Source organism: Allobosea sp. P2_B12 (assembly GCF_056404835.1).
Genome location: NZ_JBFUDG010000019.1, coordinates 1 through 19,350, shown reverse-complemented (window position 1 = coordinate 19,350; position 19,350 = coordinate 1). Strand labels below are relative to the sequence as shown.

Sequence of the window (19,350 nt, the reverse complement as noted above, 5' to 3'; positions counted from 1 at the left end):
CCAGGTCGGTTGGCGGAAGGGTGGTCCGGCGGGCGGCGGGAATCAACCCCGTCGCGCTGCTCAGGCGACGCTGAGGCCTTCGACGCCATGCCTAGCGATCAATCCGGCAACGAGGCCGGAGGTCTTCGCCGTCTCGACGAAGCGGGTCAGCCAGGCGATGGCCGCATCGGTCTGCGCGTCGCCGTTCCGGGCGATGCCGATGGCCTGCTGCACGGTCATGAAGCGGCCATCGAGGATGCGGGCACCGGGCAACTGCGCGACATCGGAGATAAGTCTTGCGCGCAGACCGGCGAGCGCCTCCAAGCTCCTGTCGCTGAAATCTGCCAGCGTCTCGTCCATCGTGGCTGTGCGGACAAGCTCGGCATGGCGAATGTTGCGGTCGAGCCAGAGGCCATAGGCCGTCTTGCCCGTGACCGCGATCCGGATGCCGGCCGCATCGACCTCGGCGATGCTGGTCAGCGCAGAACCGGCCGGCACGAGATAGGTCGCCTCGATCTCGGCATAGGCCGGCGTGAAGGCAATGGTTTGCGCACGCTGTGGTTCGGCGCCGATCAGGCCGATATCCCATTCATCGCGCCCCGCCGCATCGGCGAGGAGGGCGGGGGAGGCATAAGGTACGAGACGCAAGCCCACGCCGAGATGGTCGGCGATCGCGCGGGCCATGTCGGGCGAGACACCGGCGGGGCCGCCATCGGGCGTGCGGTCGGATACCAGCAGGAAGTTCGAGAGGTTGATGCCGGCACGCAGCGTTCCGCCGGGCGCGAGGCGCTCGCGCAGGGCCGGCGAGACCGGTTCGAGATCGTCTTCAAACCGCATATCGGCTTCCCTGGTGGCGCGCCCTGATCAGGCTGCGGCGAAGGGGGCAAACAGTGCCGCCACTTCGCGATAGACACTCTGTTTGAACGGGATGATCAGCGATGGCGTCGCGTCGAGGCGTTCCCAGCGCCAGGCGTCGAATTCGGCCTTGTGACCGCCGGCCGGCGTTTCGATGTCGATCTCGCTGTCGGGACCGGTCAGGCGTAAGGCGAACCATTTCTGCGCCTGCCCGCGCCAGCGGCCCTTCCAGGCCTCCTTGCCGATATCATCGGGCAAATCATAGGCGAGCCAGCCCGGTGCCTCTGCCAGCAGGGTAACGGAGGTGACGTTGGTTTCCTCCTGCAGCTCGCGCGTGGCGGCCTGGAGGGGCGTCTCGCCCTTGTCGATGCCGCCCTGCGGCATCTGCCATGTGTGCTGATCGTCGACATGCTCGCGCTGGGATTTGTTGGCGCGCCGGCCGATGAAGACGAGGCCCTGCGCATTGAACAGCGCCAGCCCGACGCAGGGGCGGTAGCCCTCCGGCGCCATGTCGGTCATCAGCGTTCTGGTCATCGTAGCGATCCGGTGGTTTTCGGGCTGCGCAGGCCGCGCGCCGCGCTCATCGGCACGAGCGCCAGGCCCTTGCCCTCGAGCGACTGCGCCCAGCGCGTGATCCGCTCGATCGAGACCGGCAGGGCGCTGGCGCTCGCCACCGCCACGCCCTGCTCGCGCGCCATGGCCTCCAGCGTCGCCAATTCCTTGTCGATGGCGTCGGGGCGGGCGACGCTATCGAGGACGCGATCGACCTTCATCGCCGGGATTTGCGCGCGGCTGGCCGACGAAGCGAGCAGGCTGCGCGAGGACGAGCCATCATCGACCACCATCAGCCCGCGGCCGGCGAGTTCGCGCAGGATCGGGGAGAGCGCGGCCTCGTCGGAGGTCAGGCGTCCGCCGAGGAAATTGACGATGCCGACATAGCCGGTGAACCGGCCGAGCGCCCAGTTCAGACGGTCGATATTCTCTGCCGATTTCGGGCCGGTCAGCAGGGTATGGGGGCCTGGATCGTTGTCGGGATAATCGAACGGCTCCATCGGCAGCTGGAGGAAGACCTCGTGGCCTTCGCCGCGCGCGCGCTGAACCGTACGTTCCAGCTCGGCGCCATAAGGGGCGAAGGCGAGCGACACGGCGCCGGGAAGCCGCGTGATCGCATCCGCGGTGCCGCTCTGGCTGATGCCGAGGCCGCCGACCAGGATGGCGATGCGCCCTGCGATCTTGCCGGCGGGTGCGGGACCGGCCGGGCGGGCATAGATTTGCGCCGGCGTCGATCCGTCGGGGCCGATCTTGGGCAGCAGCCCGTAGCGGGTGCGCTCGACCAGCCGGCTGTCGGGGGCCGGCGCCAGCCTGACCGTGGCTTCGCTGTCGGGGATGGTGATGACGATGGCGCCCGGCGCCTCTGCGCCGGGCCGCACGACATTGACGCCGGATTCGTTTTCGAGCTGCCGGGCGCTCGACTGGCTGCGCGCAACCTGCATCGTGTCGGGTTGGGCCGTGCCTGGCTGGGAGGTCGTCGGCGCGGACTGGACTGGGGCGGCGCGCTTCTCGATCTGGGCGATCACCATCGGTTCGCCGCCATCGGGATCGCGGCGAATGGCGACAATCAGGGCGATCGATGCCCAAACCAGACCGACCACGCCTGCAAGCGACAGGGCGAGCCAGCGGCCCCATGGCTTGCCAGGGGGCGCGGCACGATCCTGGCCCAGCGGCCGGTTGAGCTCAGTGAGCGGCATTTCGGCCAAGCGAAGCTGTCCTCAGCTTGCGAAGCGGACCCGAATCAGTGGCCGCAAAGCGAGACTCTGCCAGATTTGGATGGAATCAGACAGAGTTCGCTGCGGTGTCGCCGTTGCTCTTCGCCTGCCCGTCAAACGGCAGACTTCAGCCAGGTCTGGGCTCAGTTCGGCTTCGGCGCTTCGGTCGCGGGCGCGGCGGCGTCCTTCTTGACGCCGCGGATCTGGTTCAGCGCCGCGATCAACTGGGTGTCCTTGGCCGGATCGCTGGGGACATAGGAGCCCGAGCCCGACTGTTCGTCCTTGCCGTCGCCCGTCTTGAGGTGCCCCTTGAGCGAGGCCTCGCCCTTGTTCTCGGCGAGCTTGTCCTTGAGCTCGGGCGGGATGTCCTGGACGACCTCGACGTCGGGCGTGATGCCCTTGGCCTGGATCGACGAGCCCGACGGCGTGTAGTAGCGCGCCGTTGTCAGGCGCAGGCCACCATTGCCGGCGAGCGGGATCACGGTCTGGACCGAGCCCTTGCCGAAGGAGCGCGTGCCCATGATGGTCGCGCGCTTGTGGTCCTGCAGGGCGCCGGCGACGATCTCCGCGGCAGAGGCCGACGAGCCGTTGATCAACACCACGACCGGCTTGCCCTTGGTCAGGTCGCCCGCCTTGGCGTTGAAGACCTGTGTCTCCTCGGCATTGCGGCCGCGCGTCGAGACGATCTTGCCGCGTTCGAGGAAGGCGTCGGAGACCAGCACGGACTGGTCGAGACGGCCGCCGCGGTTGTTGCGGAGATCGATGACGTAGCCCTTGATCTTGTCGATGCCGATATCGGCGTTGACCTTGTCGATGCCCTTGCGCAGGCCCTCATAGGTCTGCTCGCTGAAGGTGCCGATGCGGACATAGCCGACATCGCCTTCGACGCGCTCCTCAACCGCCGGCACGACGATCGTGGTGCGGGTCAAGGTGAATTCGAGCGGCTCGGGCTTGCCCGGGCGGTCGATCTTGAGCTTGACCTGGGTGTTGATGATGCCGCGCATCTTCTCGACCGCCTGGGTCAGGGAGAGGCCCTTCACCTCCTGGCCGTCGATCTGGCTGATGATGTCGTTGGTCAGGATACCGGCCTTGGAGGCGGGCGTGTCGCGGATCGGCTTGGCGACCTTGAGGACGCCGTCATCCATCGTGACCTCGATGCCGAGGCCGCCGAACTGGCCACGCATGTCGGTGTCCATGTCGCGGAAGGACTTGGCATCGAGATAGGAGGAATGCGGATCGAGCGAGGAGACCATGCCGTTGATGGCGGCCTCGATCAGCTTCTGCTCGTCGGGCTTCTCGACATAGTCGGTGCGGATCTTCTCGAAGATGTCACCGAACAGGTTCAGGCTGCGATAAACCTCGGCCGAGGCCGCGACCGCGCTGGTGGAGGTCAGCAGGCGCGTCTGCGTGACCATGCCGGTCAGGCCCGCGCCGAGAACGGCTCCGGCGAAAACGAGAGAGACCTTGCGCATCATCCGCGAACCTTTTCGCCAAGCGGTTTCGTCCACCACGGCCCCGGATCGACCGAGACGCCGTCTTTTCTGAACTCGATATACAGAACCGGCTGGCCGGTTCCCGAACCTATGATCGTTGCAGCAGCTTCGGACGTTTCGCCCATAACCGCAACCGGTTCTCCCGCGAGGACGAACTGGTTCAGCGCGACATCGATCCGCTGCATGCCGGCTAGCAACAGATAATACCCCCCGCCGGCATTCAGGATCAAGAGTTGGCCGAAGGAACGGAACGGCCCTGCATAAACCACCCAAGCGTCCGAAGGCGCCGAAACTAGGGCGCCCGGCCGCGTCTCCATGGAAATTCCGCGGGTGGAGCCACCGGCCCCGTCCGAATCGCCGAAGCCACGCAATTGTGATCCTGCCACAGGCAGCGGCAGCAGGCCCCTGGCTTCCGTGAAGGCGATCTTCGGGGCGAGCCGCGCCGGATCCTTGAAGGCGAGTGCCGCCATGCGCTGGCGCTGCTCGCGGGTCTCGGCTTCGAGGGACTGGCGGGCGGCGTCGGCTGCACGGTTGGCGACCGAGATTTCCTTCTCCATCCGCTCGACGAAATCGCGCAGGCTGCGGGCCTGGGCGGCGAGTGCACTGTCCTGGCCGCGCTGGGTTTCGGCATCCTTGGTCGCGCTGGTCTCCCGGTCGCGCCTTGCCTCGACCAGGGAGGCGAGTCGTTGGCGTTCGCCGGCGAGTTGCTCCATCTCGGTCGCGATGGCCCTGCGCTCCTTGCCGATGCTCTCGCGCAGGCGGACGAGTTCGCCGAGATCGGTGCCGAGCACCTCGATCTCCTGGCGCAGATCGGGAACCACAGCACCGAGCAGCATCGAGGCCCGCACCGCTTCGAGAATATCCTCGGGGCGTACCAGCACGGCCGGCGGCGGGCGGCGGCCGATGCGCTGCAGGGCGGCCAGCACCTCGCCGATCAGGCCGCGCCGGCCGTCGAGGGAGCGACGGATGGCCGCTTCGCTCGATTGCAGAAGCGCGAGGCGCTGTTCGAGGGCACTGACGCGCTGCTCGGCGGCTTGCGTCCGGGCGGTGGTGTCGAGCAGGGCCTTGTTGAGCGCGGCGCGGTCGGCGCGGATGCCGGCGATCTCGGCCTCCAGCTTTGCGCGCGCCTCGGCATTCCCCGCCAGACGCTGCTCGATCGCCTTCAGTTCGGCCTCGCGGGCCTGCTTCTCAACGAGCTTCTGCATCGCCTCGCGAGACAGTGCGTCGGGGTCGGGCGCCTGGGACTGGGCCGATGCAGGAGAGCAGGTGAAGGACAAGATCAGGACAAGGAGAAGCCGGCGGGCCAACGTCTCTGCTGAGGTCTTGCCGCGAATCAGGGGCCGGAACTGGCTCATGAGCGATGATAAGGGTGTCCGGCCAGGATCGTCATCGTCCGATAGAGCTGCTCGAGCACGAGCACCCGCACGATCTGGTGCGGGATGGTCAGCGCACCGAAGGCGAGCGTCAGCCCGGCCGCGTCGCGGATTTCGTCGGCGAGCCCGTCGGCGCCGCCGATGACGAGGTTGGTGCAAGCCGTGCCAGCGTCCCGGGCGGCAGCGATGCGGGCCGAGAAGGCCTCGCTGTCCTGGCTTCTGCCGCGCTCGTCGAGCGCGATCACGAGACCCGGCACAAGCTTTGCCGTAATGGCCGCGGCCTCGTCGCGCTTGCGTTCGTCGGGCCTGCGGCCGCGGCTTTCGGGGAGCTCGATGATCTCGGGGCCGCTCAGCCCGAGCCCGCGCCCCAGCGTAGCGGCGCGCTCGCGATAGCGCTCGCAGAGTTCCCGCTCCGGCCCGTCCTTGAGACGGCCGACGGCGATCAAAGCCAGGCGCATTGCGCGCGATCAGCGTTAGCTGACGAGGCGCTCATTGGGCCGGTCGGCGCCCCACATCTTCTCGAGATTGTAGAACTGGCGCACTTCCGGGCGGAAGATGTGGACGATGATGTCACCGGTGTCGATCAACACCCAGTCGCAAGCAGGCATGCCCTCGACTTTCGGGGTCTGCAGGCCCGACGCCTTGAGCGCCTCGACCAGCGAATCGGCGATGGAGGCGACATGCCGATTCACCCGGCCCGTCGCGATGATCATCGCGTCCGCCAGGGAGGTCTTGCCAACCAGGTCGATGACAGTGATGTCTTCGGCCTTCATGTCTTCGAGAACGTGCAGCGCGAGGGCTACGCTATCGGCGGAGGGGTTCTCCGGCACAGCGGCCTGGGGAAGCGGCTTGGGCTCGGCTTCGCCAAGGGTTGAACGGTTCAGTTCCGTATCCTCACATGTCCGACGCGCTCAGGGCGCGACCCGGTAAAAATACGCCGGATCGGGCCAAAATTCAATCGTGCTGCGCCTGTTCGCGCAACATTGTCGAAGACAGCTCCGAGCGGCGGCCATGCAGGAAGATCCAGGCCGGTGCCTTCGCATCGGCGAGCGCGGCTCCCTGGCTCTCGGAAATCCGCCAGCGCGACAACCAGTTGGCGGCCGGCGAGGCGACGGATGAGTGGGTCGAGCCCGGCCGGTCGATCACCGCGATCGGCATCATCCGGGCGATGGCGCGCCATTCGTTCCAGCGGTGAAAATTCTTGAGATTGTCCGAACCCATGATCCAGACGAAATTGACGCCGGGACAGCGCCGCTTCAGCGCACGCAGGGTGTCGGCGGTGTAGCGGGTGCGCAGCATCGCCTCGATGCCCGTGACATGGATGCGCGAATGGTCGGCGAGCTTGCGGCTGAAACGCACCCGTTGCGCCAGCGCTGGCAGGGCGGCGTTGTCCTTCAGCGGATTGCCGGGCGTCACCAGCCACCAGACCCGGTCGAGCTGGAGCCGGCGCAGCGCCGTCAGGCTCGCCATGCGGTGGCCGTCATGGGCGGGGTTGAAGGTGCCGCCGAACAGGCCGATGCGCAGGCCCGGTGCATGCGGCGGCAGACGCAGGTGCTCGTTGGTCACGGAAAGAGGGCGCGTCGCCTCGCTATCATGGGTCACCGTATCTTTGGTCACGGCCGGATCTGGCCGCTGCCATGGACGCGGTATTTGAAGGAGCAGAGCTGCTCGACGCCGACCGGCCCGCGCGCATGCATGCGGCCCGTGGCGATGCCGATCTCGGCGCCGAAGCCGAATTCGCCGCCATCGGCGAATTGCGTCGAGGCGTTGTGCAGCACGATCGCCGAGTCTACCTCCGCCAGGAAGCGCGCGGCAGCGGCTGCGTCGTCGGTGACGATCGCGTCGGTATGGTGCGAGCCGTAGCGCTCGACATGCTCGATCGCGGCATCGAGCCCGGCGACGACCTTCGCCGCGATGATGCGGTCGAGATATTCAGTCGCCCAGTCGGCCTCGGTCGCGGGCGTCACGCGTGCATCGAGCGCTTGCGTCGCGGCGTCGCCGCGCACCGCGCAGCCGGCATCGAGCAGCGCCGCGACGAGCGGCGGCAGATGCGTCGCGGCACAGGCCTCGTCGACCAGCAGCGTCTCGGCGGCGCCACAGACGCCAATACGCCTGAGCTTGGCGTTGAGGACGATCTCGCGGGCCATGGCGAGATCGGCTGCGGTGTGGACATAGACATGGCAGTTGCCGTCGAGATGGGCGAAGACCGGCACGCGGGCATCGCTCTGGACGCGGGCAACCAGGCTCTTGCCGCCGCGCGGCACGACGACATCGACGGTGCCGTCGAGGCCTTTCAGGATCTCACCGACAGCGGAGCGATCCCGCGTCGGGACGAGCTGGATCGCGTCGCCGGGCAGGCCGGCGGCCTCCAGGCCCTGGCGCAGGGCGACGGCGATCTCAGTCGCGGTGCGGAAGCTGTCGGAGCCGGCGCGCAGGATCGCGGCGTTGCCGCTCTTGAGACAGAGCGCGCCGGCATCAGCCGTGACATTCGGGCGGCTCTCGAAGATCACCGCGATGACGCCGAGCGGGGTGGCGACGCGCTCGAAGTGCAGGCCGTTGGGCTGCGTCCAGGAGGCGAGCACTTTGCCGAGCGGGTCGGCCAGATCGGCGACGCCGGCGACGGCCTCCGCGACGCCGTTGAGCCGGCCGGCGTCGAGCAGCAGGCGGTCGATGAAGGCGGCATTCTGGCCATTGGCCCGCGCTTCGGCCAAATCCTGCGCATTGGCGGCGAGGATCGGTGCGGCGCGTTCACGCAGCGCGGCGGCCATGGCCCGCAATGCTGCGTTGCGCTGGCTATCGGGGGTGAGGGCAATGCGGCGCGCAGCGGCACGGGCACGCCGGCCGAGCGCCAGCATCTGCGCTGCGACGTCGCCTGTCGCATCGTCTTTGCCCGTCATCCCGCCGTTCCGGGCCGCGCCGCCGTTTGCGACCACGCGGAGAGCGTTTTCGCTCGTCATTTCCACCCTGCCAAAAGCCATTGCGGTGCAACCCTAGAACATGATGCCGAAAAGTGGGAACCGGTTTTCGGACGACATCATGTTCTAACTCTTTGATGAGAGACGGATTCAGATTTCGACGCCGAGCGCCATGTCGTCCCGATGGATCATCTCGGCACGGCCGGCATAGCCCAGGATCGCCTCGATGTCGCGCGACGCCTTGCCGAGCACGAGCGCAGCCTCGCTTGCATCATAGGCGACGAGCCCGCGCCCGAGCACGCCGCCTTCGGCATCGCGGATCAGCACGGCGTCGCCACGGGCGAACTCACCCTCGATGCGGCTGACGCCGACCGGCAGCAGGCTGGCGCCGCCGCGCAGCGCGCGCGCCGCGCCGGCGTCGACATGTAGCGTGCCGCGCGGTTCGAGCGAGCCGGCGATCCAGGTCTTGCGCGCGGTCGCGGGGGTCGAGGCCGTGAGGAACCAGGTACAACGCGCGCCGGCAACGATCGCCTCGAGCGGGTTCTTCGGCCGTCCGTCGGCGATCAGCATATGGGTGCCGCCGGCGGCTGCGATCTTGCCGGCCTCGATCTTGGTGCGCATGCCGCCACGCGACAGCTCGGAAGCCGCGCCGCCGGCCATCGCGTCGATCTCCGGCGTGATGCGCTCGACCAGCGGGATGTGCCGGGCATCGGGGTCGGTGGCGGGCGGGGCGGTATAGAGACCGTCGATATCGGAGAACAGCACCAGCAGATCGGCGCCGGCCATGGTGGCGACGCGGGCCGCGAGGCGATCATTGTCGCCATAGCGGATCTCGGTGGTGGCGACGGTGTCGTTCTCGTTGATGACGGGAATGGCGCGCAGGTCGAGCAGGCGTCCGAGCGTGGCGCGCGCATTCAGATAGCGCCGGCGCTCCTCGGTGTCGGCCAGCGTCAGCAGGATCTGGCCGGCCGTCAGGCCATGGGCGCCGAGCGCCTCGGACCAGGTTCGCGCCAGAGCGATCTGGCCGACGGCGGCGGCGGCCTGGCTTTCCTCGAGGCGCAGCGCACCCGAAGGCAGTCCCAGAACGGTTCGGCCGAGCGCGATCGCGCCCGAGGACACGACCAGCACATCGGCGCCGCGCTGATGCAGTTCGGCGATGTCCTCGGCGAGTGCCGCAAGCCAGGCCTGGCGCAGGCGGCCGCGGTCGCGATCGACGAGCAGGCTCGACCCGACCTTGACGACGATGCGGCGGAACTGGTTCAGCGACGGCGTCTGCACGGGAAGGAACCGGTCGGGGTTGATGATAGGTATAAGCTGCCTGTTGGCGAAAAGTGCGCCGTTGTAAAGCGCCTGGACCGGGGGGAGGGCACGCGATCAGCGCATTCGCGCGACAGTTGCATTGACAATGAGGTTTCAAGCGCCCATATGAGCCCAGTCGATATTTAGGCCGAACGACGTGGCCCCGCGCATGAGAATGCGCCTGCTGACGACCTTCCTGCTCAAATTCGAAAAATCGGCACGTGAGTTCTTTCACGTGCTTCAACATATGCTGAGAAAGGGTTCGTCATGAGCGCCGGCACAGTTAAGTGGTTCAATTCTACCAAGGGTTTCGGTTTCATCCAGCCGGATGATGGCGGCCAGGACGTGTTCGTCCACATCAGCGCCGTCGAGCGCGCCGGCATGCGCGATCTCAGGGAAGGTCAGAAGATCTCCTATGAGCTGACGCAGGACAAGCGCTCGGGCAAGATGTCGGCCGATCAGCTTCGCGCCGAGTGAGACGACAAGCCGCGTCAGCGGGCCAGGAGATCAGGAAGGGCGACCACGGATGTACTGGCGCCCGCCATTTCCAAGCCTAGATGATGCGGCATGACGAAGGGTCGGGGACCAATGCCCGGCCCTTTTTTCATCCTCCAACCGCAGGAGTGAGACATGCAGGTTCTCGTTCGCGACAACAATGTCGACCAGGCCCTCCGGGTCCTGAAGAAGAAGATGCAGCGCGAAGGCGTGTTTCGCGAGATGAAGCGCCGTTCGGCTTATGAGAAGCCGTCCGAGAAGCGCGTCCGTGAGAAGGCCGATGCCATCCGCCGCGCCCGCAAGGTCGCCCGCAAGCAGATGCAGCGCGAAGGCCTGATCGCCGCGCCGAAGCCCAAGCCGAAGCCGGTCCGCGCTGGAAGCGCACCTGCGCCGCGCTGATTTCAATACCATTCGGGCGCATTTTGGATTATTGCGCCCTCGCGGGCCGCAAAGCGCCCGTGACAACCCGAGAGAAGGCCAGCCTTGAAGAACCCGACCGACCGCAGCTTCACTGATCGTCAGGCCAATTCCGCGGCCGCCAAGAAGGCGCTCCTCGAGCGTTTCAAGGCACGGCCCGGTCCGGATGACCCGATCATGCAGCAGCGACGCGCGGAACGCGAAGCCGTCGCGGTTGCCCGCGCCGAGCGCGAGGCCGAGAAGGCCGCTGCCCGCGTCGAGCAGGAACGCCTCGATGAGATCGAGCGCCTGCGCCTCGTAGAGGAAGAGCGTATCGCCGAAATCGCGCGTGAGGTCGCCCGCAAGGCCGAACAGGCCAAGCGCGACGCCGAGCGCCCGCGCAAGGTTCTGCTTGAGGCCGTGCAGTACGCGCAGATGCGCGCTGCCGGCAAGGGCGGTCGCCGCTAGACAATTTCGACGCCGGGCACGATCGTTCCCGGCGTTCCGCTGACGGGGTTTCGCATGCACGCCTTTGGCTGCAGGATGCTCTGCAGTCGATGATTCCGGCCCAGGCAGATGCCCCGTGAGGCGTGTGTCGTGGCTGGCGTGACACGTCTCCCTTGAGGAGCTGGGTCGCTCCGGGCTGTTCGGCCTGGACCGTGAACCCACCTCCCGCCGCAAATCCGGAGCGAGCCGCCATGGCGACGCGAGGACTCTCCGCCGACGAGATCAAGCGTCGCGCCCAGCTCGCCTTCGACAAGGCCGATGCGCGCAAGCAGGAAGCCTCGCGCGCGATGGAAGCCGAGCAGTTCGAGCGTGATGCCGTGCTGCAGAAGACCGTGCGCCTGAAGGCGCTGCGCCTCGCCAAGGAATCGGCTGACGCGGAGACCGCGGCCATCGTCGCAGCCGAGCAGGCCCGCGCCAAGGCCGAGATCGCCGAGGCGAAAGCCGCGGCCAAGACGGCAAAGACCGCCGCTGCGGTCAAGAAGGCTGCGAAGGCCAAGGCGAAGAAGCCGGTCGCCTGAGCGTCCCGGCTCCCGCATCGAACTGTGGGCGGCCAGTCACCTGCCCAACTGCCATGCGCGGCCGCTTTTTCCGCGTGGCTCTCGCCGCTGGCGATCCCTCCTCCTCAAAACCATGTCGTTGTCGCCACATCCTCGCGTGCGGCGGGAACACGCGCACGATCCTTGCGGATGTCGCGCGACGCCTGGCTGTCGGCTGGTTGGCCTGAATCCGGCTTGAAACGGCTGATTCAAGCCCTTTCCGTCGCGCACGCTTCGCGGAACCGCACATTCCCACGCACGCTACGTCACTTCCGGTTGACCACGGCTGTCGATTACCTATGGAGAATTGCGGCGGCCCGATTAATCTCTCCGCCGATTGAACCATTTCCTTGCTCGCCGCGACCAACCCTTGCGAGCCGGATGTCAGGCCTCGAGGGCAATGCATACGGAATCGGACGAAGAACTCGTCAAGCGGATCGCTAGCGCGGACCGGCTCGCAATGAAGGTGCTGTTTTCGCGGCATCAAACGCGAGTCTATCGTTTCGCGCTGCGCCTCTTGCGCGACGAGACGATGGCGGAGGATGTGACCGGTGACGTCTTCATGGATCTGTGGCGTCAGGCCGACCGTTTCGAGGCACGTTCCTCGGTCACGACCTGGCTGCTCACCATCGCGCGCAACAAGTCCTATTCGGCCTTGCGCAAACGCCGCGACGCCGCTCTCGACGACGACTTCGCCGAGAGCATCGAGGATGATGCCGACGATCCGGAGATCGTGCTGCAAAAGCAGGACAAGGGTCTCGCGATCCGCGCCTGCCTCAACCAGCTTTCGCGAGAGCATCGCGAGGTCATCGATCTCGTCTATTATCACGAAGGTTCCGTCGAGGAGGTCGCGAAAATCGTCGGCATTCCCGAGAACACCGTCAAGACACGCCTGTTTCATGCCCGCAAGAAGCTGGGCGAACTGCTTAAAACCGCCGGTATCGACCGGGGCTGGCCCTGAGGCCGGCCCGGCCCCGGACCGGGACCATCACGATCTGCCGATGCCTTCTTGCCATCAACCGAGCCGTCTTCAGCCAGCGAGCGATTTGGGAGCTCAGTCATGACCGACACCATCGCGACCGATCCGAAGCGCTCGGAGCTCGAGGAGCTTCTGCCGTTCTACGCCAATGGCCGGATCTCGGCGGCCGACAAGGCCCGTATCGAGACGGCGCTGGCCGCTGATCCGGAGCTCGCCCAGCGACTCGACATCATCCGTGACGACATGGCCGAGACGACGCTGCTCAATGAGAGCCTCGGCGCGCCCTCGCCGCGTGTCCTCGACCGGCTGATGGCGGGCATGGATGCCGAGCCGCGCCAGCTCGGCCTTCTCGCGACTGCCAAGGGCGGCTTTGTCAGTGGAGGTTTCCTGGCCTGGCTCGGCAATCTGCTCGCCGCGCAGCCGCCGCGTCGGCTTGCCTATGCGGGGGCTGCGGCCTGCGCCCTGATCGCGATCCAGGGCCTTGCACTGACCAGCTTCGCCTTGCGGGAAACCACCGGCTACGAGACGGCGTCGGCTCCGTCGCTCTCCTCCGAACGCTATGTGCTGCTGAGCTTCGCCTCGGATGCCAGGGCCGGCGACATCGCCTCGTTCTTCAAGCGCTTCGACGCCTCCGTGGTCGATGGCCCCCGCGCCAACGGCTTCTTCAAGGTTCGCGTCGGTGACGCCTCGCTGACGCAAGCGCAGGTCGACGCGATCGCGGCGCGGATGAAATCGGAAGCGGCCATCGTCAGATTCGTCGCGCCGGCGCCCTGAGGCCACATTCGCGGTGACAGCCATGGACGCGGCGACGGATCGGCGCCATTCTGATATTCCGTGGCTGCACCAGCGTGCATCGGGAGAGCGCATCATGACGTTGCCCCGCCTTCAGCATCATCGCGCCGGCCCGGTCCTGCGGTTGGCCGGCGCTGGCAGTCTTGCCCTCATGCTCGCTCTCGGCGCGGCGCCGGCGCTCGCGCAGCAGCCGACAGTCGGTACGCCTGCGGTCGGGCAGGCTGATCGTTCCATGCGGGTTGCGCCACGTCCATCCCGCACGGTCGTTCCCGCGGCGAGCGAGACCCGCTTCGTGCCCGACGAGATCCTGTTCGAACTCGCTCCGAACGCGCTGGCCGAGACCGTGCTGCGGCGCTACGGAGCAACCCTGATCACCAGCCGCCGCGTCGAGCTTGCCGGCACCACGATCATCCGGGCGCGGCTCGAGGCCGGGCGGGACCTGCGCGCCGTGCTGGTGCAGATGGCCGATGACATCGCCATCGCGGGGGCGCAGCCGAATTTCCTCTATGAACTCCAGCAGGAGATGGCCCGGCCGGTCAGCACGACGGCTTCGGGCGGTGTTCCGACGCTCAGGTTGTCCGATCCGGCCGCGGCAAGAGCCACACCCGTACCACGCCGCGAGCTGCCGACGCAGTATGTTGTCGACAAACTGCGCCTGCTCGACGTGCACAAGCTGGCGCGCGGCGCGACGATTCGGGTCGCCGTGATCGATTCAGGCGTCGATATCGGCCATCCCGAGTTGCGCGGCGCGATCGCCGGGCATTTCGATTCGCTGTCCGAGGAGTTCGTCCCCCACGCCCATGGCACGGCCATGGCGGCGGCAATGGTCGCGCAGGGCCAGCTGCAAGGCATCGCGCCGGCCTCGCGGCTCCTGGTGGCACGGGCCTTTTCGGGGCGCGCCAGTTCGGCCTCGGCCAGCGGCACCAGCCTGCACATCCTGGCCGCGATCGAATGGGCGGTCAGCCAGGGCGCCCGCGTGATCAATCTCAGCTTCGCCGGTCCGGAGGATCGCATGCTCTCGCGCGGTCTCGCCGCGGTTGCCGCGAAGGGCGTGATCGCCGTCGCCGCAGCCGGCAATGGCGGGCCCACTGCCGCACCGCTTTTCCCGGGGGCAGACCCGAGCGTGATCGCCGTCACGGCGACCGATGCCGACGACAGGATCTTTCCGCGCGCCAATCGCGGGTCCTATATCGCGGTGGCCGCGCCGGGCGTCGATGTGCTCGCGGCCGAGCCGCAGGGGCGCTATGCCTTCTCGTCGGGCACTTCGATCGCCGCCGCTCATGTCTCCGGGCTGGTCGCACTGGTGCTGGAGAAGCGTCCGGACCTCGATCTCGAAGGCGTCCGCCGGCTGCTGACGGAAAGCGCGGTCGATCTCGGCTCGAAGGGGCGGGACCCGGTCTATGGCGCGGGCCGCATCGATGCGGCCGCGGCGCTGGCGCGAGCCCTGCCGCTGACCGCCTCACGGCCCTAGGGGCCTACGCCGTCGCCTTGGCGTTGCCGGCCAGGCGCTGTGCCGGCTCGTACTGCCCCTCCAGCCGGTTGGCGTGGCGATGCAGCAGCCGCCAGCCGCCTTCCTCGAAGCGGAAGACATGGGTGACGCGGTTGGTCCATTGCGTCAGCTGCTCCGTGCCGGGCAGGATCACGTCGAAGGTCTCGATGTCGGTGGTGTAGGCGAGTTCGGTCCCGACGATCGTCGTGACGTTCTCATGGCTGACGGTGCCGCCCCTGAACTGCTGCGCCGCCCAGTCCCAGCGCCGCGAAATATCCTCCCAGCCCTTCTCATAGCCGCCCCAGCCATACATGCTGGTCGCATCGTCCGCGTGGGAATAGAACGCCTTGATCGGCCCGACATCGCCATTGGCGACATGGGCGAGCGCCTCGCGCAGCGTCGCCAAGGCCGCCGGGAACGCTTCCGCCGCCGGCAGTTTCAATGATCCGTCCATGCCTACCTCCGTGAAGCTGAGAGGCTAGCATGCCGGCGGCCCGGTCGATCAACGCCTGTATGCGCGGGTTTCCATGCGTTGGCCGCTTGACCTTCCGCGCCGCATCGGACTGATGTCGCGCCATGGCCCGCCCGAGACTTCTTTTCGTTGCGACCGAAGACTGGTTCTTCGCCTCGCATTTCCTGCCGATGGTGCGGGCCGCGCGCGAACTCGATTTCGAGGTCACGGTGATCGCGCGCGAACGGCAGCATCGCCGCATCATCGAGGCGACGGGTGCGCGGCTGATCGCGCTGGAGGCGGAGCGCCGCAGCCTCGATCCGCGCGCGCTGTATCGCCAGGTCGTGACGCTGAGGCGGCTGATCGAGGCCGAGCGGCCGCATATCCTGCATTGCATCGCGCTGAAGCCGATCGCGCTTGCGGGTCTCGCCGGCCGGCTCGCTGGCATCGAGCGGCGGGTCTATGCGCTGACGGGCCTGGGCTTCCTTGGTGCGCGGCAGGGCTTTGTCGCGGGGGCCGCGCGGCTGGCGGCGACCCTCTGGCTGCGCGGCGCGGTCGACGGCCCGCAGGTGCGATTCCTGTTCGAGAATCCAGACGATCCGGTGACGCTTGGGCTTGATCCCACGGATACGGCCAAGGTCGCGATCGTCGGCGGAGCCGGTGTCGATCCGCTGATCCTGATGCCGGAGCCGATGCCGGCGACGCCGCCGCTCAAGGTCGCGCTGGTGGCGCGCATGCTCTGGTCGAAGGGCGTCGATCTCGCGGTCGAGGCCATCAGGCTGGCGCGGGCCGAGGGCGCGCGGGTCGAGCTGACTATTCATGGCGCGCCCGACCCGTCCAACCCCAAGGCAATCCCCGAGGATACCCTGAAGCAGTGGGCGTCGCGGCCGGGCATCACCTGGGCCGGGCCGACGCGCGATATCGAGGGCGTTTGGCGAAACCATCATCTCTGCATCCTGCCCTCGCGTGGCGGCGAGGGACTGCCGCGCACCATCCTGGAGGCGGCGTCCTGTGGACGCCCGATCCTGACGACGGACGTACCGGGCTGCCGCAGCTTCGTGCGCGACGGCCAGGACGGCATGGTGGTTCCGGTCGACGATGCCGCGGCATTGGCGCGGGCGCTGATCGTCTTTGCGCGCGCACCGGCGCTGGCCGAGCGGATGGGCGCCAGCGCCAGGGCTCGGCTGATCGACGGCCATACCGAGCGCGACGTGATGAACGCCGTCAAAGGCTTGTACCGGTCCATGCTCAGCCGTCCGACCACGGATGTCGCGGCGTGAGCGGACTGGTCGCGGAACTCGACCGGCGCGGCTTTATCCTGGAGCACACCCAGCTTCTGCCAGTGCCGCATGCGCCCGAGATCAGCGTGCATGTCGCGCAGGAGGCGACCGAACTCTGGCAGAAGACCGAGGACGAACTGGCGACGATCGGGCTGCCGCCGCCGTTCTGGGCCTTCGCCTGGGCGGGTGGGCAGGCGCTCGCGCGCTACCTGCTCGATGCGCCAGAGACCGTGCGCGGGCTGCGCGTGCTCGATTTCGCCAGCGGTTCGGGGCTCGTCGCCATCGCGGCAATGAAGGCCGGTGCGGCTTCCGTCGAAGCCTGTGACATCGACGCTTTCGCGGCTGAGGCGATCGCGCTGAACGCGGCCGCCAATGGTGTGCAGGTCACGGTTCGCCTCGCCGATCTCGTCGGCCGCGACGAGGGCTGGGACATCGTCTGCGCAGGGGATGTCTGTTATGAGCGGACGATGGCGGAGCAGGTGATCGCCTGGCTGAGCCAGCTCTCAAGCCGGGGCACGCAGGTGCTGATCGGCGATCCCGGCCGCAGCTACCTGCCGAAGGACAAGCTCGACCAGCTGGCGTCCTATCAGGTTCCGGTGACGCGCTCGCTGGAGGATGCCGAGATCAAGCAGAGTTGTGTCTGGCGGCTGAAGCCATAGACGAGGCTGTGGCTTCAGCCGGTCTCAGCATCAGGCGGAGGTCGGCCGGCACCTCGGTCCACGCTGCTGCCTTGCCGAGGTCGTCGCAGCGTTGGCTCAAGCGCCAACGCGGCGTGTCGAAGCTTCGGCGCGTCCGTGCTAATCAGCTCGTCATGGAAACTAAAGCCCCGATTCCACTGGCTGTCCTCGTCGGCATCCAGACGCCCGATATCCTTGATGTCGCGCACGAAGCCAGCCTCGATGAGTTGGGGCGCCTGGTGAAAACCCTGGGCTATGAAGTTGTCGGCACGGTATCGCAGAAGCGCGAGAACACCGGCGCCGCGTCGCTGCTGGGCAGCGGGAAGCTCGCGGAGCTGGCGGCGCTGACCGGCGGCACCGGTGTGGTCAGTTCGATGGCGCCGCCTCCGAAGTCCAAGGCCCGGCAACGGTTTGAGGGTGCAGCCGAGACTGTCGACGCGGTCCGGCCCGATCCGGATGCCACCCGCAAGCCGGAGTTCGTCATCGTCGACCATGAGCTTTCGCCTAGCCAGATCCGCAACCTGGAACGCGCCACCGGCGCCGAGGTGCTGGACCGCACTGGCGTCATCGTCGAGATCTTCCACCGCCATGCCAACACTCGCGAGGCGAGGCTGCAAGTGGAGATGGCGCGTCTGAAATACGTGGCCCCCCGTATGCGGGAGTCTTCGGCAGGCGGCGGGCGTCAGCAGGGCCCGGGTGCCGGCGAAAGCACCCTGGACCTCGATCGCCGTAAGATACGCGACCGGATCTCAGAGCTGAAGGACCAGCTGGAAGCGGTGCAGCGCGACGGCGACCAGCGTCGATCCGCCCGCCGCGACCAGTTGCGGGTGGCGCTGGTCGGCTACACCAATGCGGGCAAATCCTCGTTGATGCGTTCCCTCACCGGAAGCCAAGTGCTGGTAGAGGACAAGCTGTTCGCCACTCTCGACACCACTGTCCGTATCTTACAGCCGGAGACCCGGCCCCGCGTGCTCATCTCCGACACGGTCGGCTTCATCAAGCAACTGCCACACGACCTGGTCGCTTCGTTCCGCTCCACCCTGGCGGAGGCACTGGAAGCTTCGCTGCTGCTGTTTGTGGTCGACGCGTCGGACCCGACCTATGAAGCGCAGCTGGAGGTCAGCCGTAGTGCGCTGCGTGAGATCGGGGCGGATGTGGTGCCGTCCCGCCTTGTGCTCAACAAGCTGGACTTGGTGGACACTGCCGGGCGCGCCGCCCTGATGGACAAGCATCCGGACGCGATCTTGCTGTCCGCCCACGCGTCTGAGGATGTGAGCGCGTTGCGGGACACCATCGTCGACTTCTTCGAGGCGTCGATGGTGGAAGACGTACTGGTGCTGCCTTATGCGAAACAAGGGCTGATTGGCGAGGTGTACGAAAGCGCGCGAGTCCTGTCCGAGGAACACAACGAGACTGGCCGCGTGCTGAAGGTGCGCGGCTTGCCAGGCGCCATCACACGGCTGCGGCGTAGCCTTGCCGCACACTGAGGCAAACGGTCCGGACATCGTCAGCAACGGCATCGCGCTTTCTGGAACGGCTCACTGGATGTTCGATCGGGGCTTGATCGCCCTCTCCGACGACCTCAACATCCTTGTCTCGCGCCACGCCAACGACTCGGACGGCATCCGCAGCTTCGTGAACAAGACCGGACGGGCATTCGCGCCGCCCAATCCGCACGAGCGCCCTAGCCCGCACTTCCTGCAATGGCATCGGGAGAATCGCTTCAAGCAATAGACCGGAGAAGGACGCGACGTTCCGATCCGCCCTAACTGACCTGAGACCCATTTCTCCTCCGTCCTGAGGGAGAGTCCGTCGATCATTGACGTGCTCCCCGATTTTGGGCCAGCGCGAGCTGGAATCTTCCGGGGTTAGGGCTCATGCCGGCGGGGGCGCCGGAGAGCCGTTCATCAGCGATATCGGCGGCTTGTTGCCGATGGCGCTGTGTGGCCGGACCTCGTTGTAGTCTCTACGCCAAGCCTCCATTTTTGCCCGGGCGTCGTCAAGGCTCATGAACCAGTGCGTGTTCAGGCACTCGGCCCGGAACTTGCCGTTGAAGGACTCGATGAAG

22 protein-coding genes and 1 pseudogene are annotated in these 19,350 nt (G+C 67.2%); 11 read left to right on the top strand and 12 right to left on the bottom strand.

The window, feature by feature from the left end; all coding sequences use genetic code 11:
• Positions 1–60: 60 nt before the first annotated feature.
• The 10 genes from AC1DYU_RS25620 to proB all read right to left on the bottom strand — a co-directional run bounded on the left by AC1DYU_RS25620 (position 61) and on the right by proB (position 9,659).
• Positions 61–816 (bottom strand): transporter substrate-binding domain-containing protein, encoded by a 756-nt coding sequence (locus AC1DYU_RS25620; protein ID WP_476794080.1) that lies wholly within the window; start codon positions 814–816, stop codon positions 61–63.
• Positions 817–843: 27 nt separating this feature from the next.
• Positions 844–1,368 (bottom strand): RNA pyrophosphohydrolase, encoded by a 525-nt coding sequence (locus tag AC1DYU_RS25615; protein WP_476794079.1) that lies wholly within the window; start codon positions 1,366–1,368, stop codon positions 844–846.
• Positions 1,365–2,582, bottom strand: coding sequence for a divergent polysaccharide deacetylase family protein (locus tag AC1DYU_RS25610; RefSeq protein ID WP_476794095.1), 1,218 nt, complete (start codon positions 2,580–2,582; stop codon positions 1,365–1,367). Before AC1DYU_RS25610 ends, AC1DYU_RS25615 begins: the two co-directional genes overlap by 4 nt.
• A gap of 161 nt (positions 2,583–2,743) precedes the next feature.
• Positions 2,744–4,072, bottom strand: coding sequence for a S41 family peptidase (locus tag AC1DYU_RS25605; RefSeq protein WP_476794078.1), 1,329 nt, complete (start codon positions 4,070–4,072; stop codon positions 2,744–2,746).
• Complete coding sequence (locus AC1DYU_RS25600) at positions 4,072–5,298, bottom strand: murein hydrolase activator EnvC family protein (RefSeq protein WP_476794077.1); 1,227 nt, start codon at positions 5,296–5,298, stop codon at positions 4,072–4,074. Before AC1DYU_RS25600 ends, AC1DYU_RS25605 begins: the two co-directional genes overlap by 1 nt.
• 146 nt (positions 5,299–5,444) lie before the next feature.
• Complete coding sequence (gene rlmH, locus AC1DYU_RS25595; RefSeq protein ID WP_476794076.1) at positions 5,445–5,924, bottom strand: 23S rRNA (pseudouridine(1915)-N(3))-methyltransferase RlmH; 480 nt, start codon at positions 5,922–5,924, stop codon at positions 5,445–5,447.
• Between the two features lie 15 nt (positions 5,925–5,939).
• Positions 5,940–6,296 carry a ribosome silencing factor gene (gene rsfS / locus AC1DYU_RS25590; RefSeq protein WP_476794075.1) on the bottom strand — a complete coding sequence of 119 codons (357 nt, stop codon included), beginning with the start codon at positions 6,294–6,296 and terminating at the stop codon, positions 5,940–5,942.
• Between the two features lie 124 nt (positions 6,297–6,420).
• The gene (locus AC1DYU_RS25585) at positions 6,421–7,032 is read right to left on the bottom strand and encodes a nicotinate-nucleotide adenylyltransferase (RefSeq protein WP_158483559.1); all 612 of its coding nucleotides are present in this window, start codon (positions 7,030–7,032) and stop codon (positions 6,421–6,423) included.
• 47 nt (positions 7,033–7,079) lie between these two features.
• Entirely contained in the window at positions 7,080–8,363 is a 1,284-nt protein-coding gene (locus tag AC1DYU_RS25580) for a glutamate-5-semialdehyde dehydrogenase (RefSeq protein ID WP_476794074.1), read from the bottom strand.
• Between the two features lie 168 nt (positions 8,364–8,531).
• Positions 8,532–9,659, bottom strand: coding sequence for a glutamate 5-kinase (gene proB, locus AC1DYU_RS25575; protein ID WP_476794073.1), 1,128 nt, complete (start codon positions 9,657–9,659; stop codon positions 8,532–8,534).
• 288 nt (positions 9,660–9,947) lie between these two features.
• Between proB and AC1DYU_RS25570 the strand changes: the two genes are divergently transcribed.
• The 7 genes from AC1DYU_RS25570 (at position 9,948) to AC1DYU_RS25540 (ending at position 14,856) form a co-directional block, all read left to right on the top strand.
• Positions 9,948–10,157, top strand: coding sequence for a cold-shock protein (locus AC1DYU_RS25570; protein WP_054143126.1), 210 nt, complete (start codon positions 9,948–9,950; stop codon positions 10,155–10,157).
• A 153-nt stretch (positions 10,158–10,310) separates the two neighbouring features.
• Complete coding sequence (gene rpsU, locus AC1DYU_RS25565; RefSeq protein WP_054143127.1) at positions 10,311–10,574, top strand: 30S ribosomal protein S21; 264 nt, start codon at positions 10,311–10,313, stop codon at positions 10,572–10,574.
• Between the two features lie 84 nt (positions 10,575–10,658).
• Entirely contained in the window at positions 10,659–11,039 is a 381-nt protein-coding gene (locus tag AC1DYU_RS25560; protein WP_476794072.1) for a DUF6481 family protein, read from the top strand.
• Between the two features lie 230 nt (positions 11,040–11,269).
• Positions 11,270–11,596, top strand: coding sequence for a hypothetical protein (locus AC1DYU_RS25555; RefSeq protein ID WP_476794071.1), 327 nt, complete (start codon positions 11,270–11,272; stop codon positions 11,594–11,596).
• Positions 11,597–12,014: 418 nt separating this feature from the next.
• Positions 12,015–12,575 carry a sigma-70 family RNA polymerase sigma factor gene (locus tag AC1DYU_RS25550; RefSeq protein WP_158483377.1) on the top strand — a complete coding sequence of 187 codons (561 nt, stop codon included), beginning with the start codon at positions 12,015–12,017 and terminating at the stop codon, positions 12,573–12,575.
• Positions 12,576–12,674: 99 nt separating this feature from the next.
• Complete coding sequence (locus tag AC1DYU_RS25545) at positions 12,675–13,367, top strand: hypothetical protein (protein WP_158483376.1); 693 nt, start codon at positions 12,675–12,677, stop codon at positions 13,365–13,367.
• Between the two features lie 94 nt (positions 13,368–13,461).
• Positions 13,462–14,856, top strand: a complete 1,395-nt coding sequence (locus tag AC1DYU_RS25540; RefSeq protein ID WP_476794070.1) for a S8 family serine peptidase — start codon at positions 13,462–13,464, stop codon at positions 14,854–14,856.
• Positions 14,857–14,860: 4 nt separating this feature from the next.
• Here AC1DYU_RS25540 and AC1DYU_RS25535 read toward each other — a convergent pair whose 3' ends face one another.
• Positions 14,861–15,328, bottom strand: coding sequence for a YybH family protein (locus tag AC1DYU_RS25535; RefSeq protein ID WP_476794069.1), 468 nt, complete (start codon positions 15,326–15,328; stop codon positions 14,861–14,863).
• 122 nt (positions 15,329–15,450) lie between these two features.
• Here AC1DYU_RS25535 and AC1DYU_RS25530 point away from each other — a divergent pair, with 122 nt between their 5' ends.
• The 4 genes and pseudogenes from AC1DYU_RS25530 to AC1DYU_RS25515 all read left to right on the top strand — a co-directional run.
• Positions 15,451–16,605: a glycosyltransferase family 4 protein gene (locus AC1DYU_RS25530; protein ID WP_476794068.1), complete on the top strand. Its 1,155-nt coding sequence runs from the start codon at positions 15,451–15,453 to the stop codon at positions 16,603–16,605.
• A 5-nt stretch (positions 16,606–16,610) separates the two neighbouring features.
• Positions 16,611–17,264 (top strand): class I SAM-dependent methyltransferase, encoded by a 654-nt coding sequence (locus AC1DYU_RS25525; protein ID WP_476794094.1) that lies wholly within the window; start codon positions 16,611–16,613, stop codon positions 17,262–17,264.
• Positions 17,265–17,416: 152 nt separating this feature from the next.
• Positions 17,417–18,769, top strand: coding sequence for a GTPase HflX (hflX, locus tag AC1DYU_RS25520; protein ID WP_476794067.1), 1,353 nt, complete (start codon positions 17,417–17,419; stop codon positions 18,767–18,769).
• A pseudogene (locus AC1DYU_RS25515) lies at positions 18,768–19,016 on the top strand (HNH endonuclease); the annotation flags it as partial. The gene hflX and the pseudogene AC1DYU_RS25515, both read left to right, overlap by 2 nt.
• Positions 19,017–19,157: 141 nt before the next feature.
• Here AC1DYU_RS25515 and AC1DYU_RS25510 read toward each other — a convergent pair.
• Positions 19,158–19,350: integrase core domain-containing protein (locus AC1DYU_RS25510; RefSeq protein ID WP_476792396.1), on the bottom strand; the 193-nt coding region annotated here is incomplete at its 5' end.

What these genes read in the sequence shown, in the direction of transcription:
- AC1DYU_RS25610 (WP_476794095.1), bottom strand. Translation starts at nt 2,582, where the DNA reads ATGCCGCTCACTGAGCTCAACCGGCCGCTGGGCCAGGATCGTGCCGCG.
- AC1DYU_RS25540 (WP_476794070.1), top strand. Translation starts at nt 13,462, where the DNA reads ATGACGTTGCCCCGCCTTCAGCATCATCGCGCCGGCCCGGTCCTGCGG.
- AC1DYU_RS25580 (WP_476794074.1), bottom strand. Translation starts at nt 8,363, where the DNA reads ATGACGGGCAAAGACGATGCGACAGGCGACGTCGCAGCGCAGATGCTG.
- AC1DYU_RS25545 (WP_158483376.1), top strand. Translation starts at nt 12,675, where the DNA reads ATGACCGACACCATCGCGACCGATCCGAAGCGCTCGGAGCTCGAGGAG.
- hflX (WP_476794067.1), top strand. Translation starts at nt 17,417, where the DNA reads ATGGAAACTAAAGCCCCGATTCCACTGGCTGTCCTCGTCGGCATCCAG.
- AC1DYU_RS25600 (WP_476794077.1), bottom strand. Translation starts at nt 5,298, where the DNA reads ATGCAGAAGCTCGTTGAGAAGCAGGCCCGCGAGGCCGAACTGAAGGCG.
- AC1DYU_RS25570 (WP_054143126.1), top strand. Translation starts at nt 9,948, where the DNA reads ATGAGCGCCGGCACAGTTAAGTGGTTCAATTCTACCAAGGGTTTCGGT.
- AC1DYU_RS25555 (WP_476794071.1), top strand. Translation starts at nt 11,270, where the DNA reads ATGGCGACGCGAGGACTCTCCGCCGACGAGATCAAGCGTCGCGCCCAG.
- rlmH (WP_476794076.1), bottom strand. Translation starts at nt 5,924, where the DNA reads ATGCGCCTGGCTTTGATCGCCGTCGGCCGTCTCAAGGACGGGCCGGAG.
- AC1DYU_RS25530 (WP_476794068.1), top strand. Translation starts at nt 15,451, where the DNA reads ATGGCCCGCCCGAGACTTCTTTTCGTTGCGACCGAAGACTGGTTCTTC.
- AC1DYU_RS25615 (WP_476794079.1), bottom strand. Translation starts at nt 1,368, where the DNA reads ATGACCAGAACGCTGATGACCGACATGGCGCCGGAGGGCTACCGCCCC.
- rpsU (WP_054143127.1), top strand. Translation starts at nt 10,311, where the DNA reads ATGCAGGTTCTCGTTCGCGACAACAATGTCGACCAGGCCCTCCGGGTC.
- AC1DYU_RS25620 (WP_476794080.1), bottom strand. Translation starts at nt 816, where the DNA reads ATGCGGTTTGAAGACGATCTCGAACCGGTCTCGCCGGCCCTGCGCGAG.
- AC1DYU_RS25550 (WP_158483377.1), top strand. Translation starts at nt 12,015, where the DNA reads ATGCATACGGAATCGGACGAAGAACTCGTCAAGCGGATCGCTAGCGCG.
- AC1DYU_RS25535 (WP_476794069.1), bottom strand. Translation starts at nt 15,328, where the DNA reads ATGGACGGATCATTGAAACTGCCGGCGGCGGAAGCGTTCCCGGCGGCC.
- AC1DYU_RS25605 (WP_476794078.1), bottom strand. Translation starts at nt 4,072, where the DNA reads ATGCGCAAGGTCTCTCTCGTTTTCGCCGGAGCCGTTCTCGGCGCGGGC.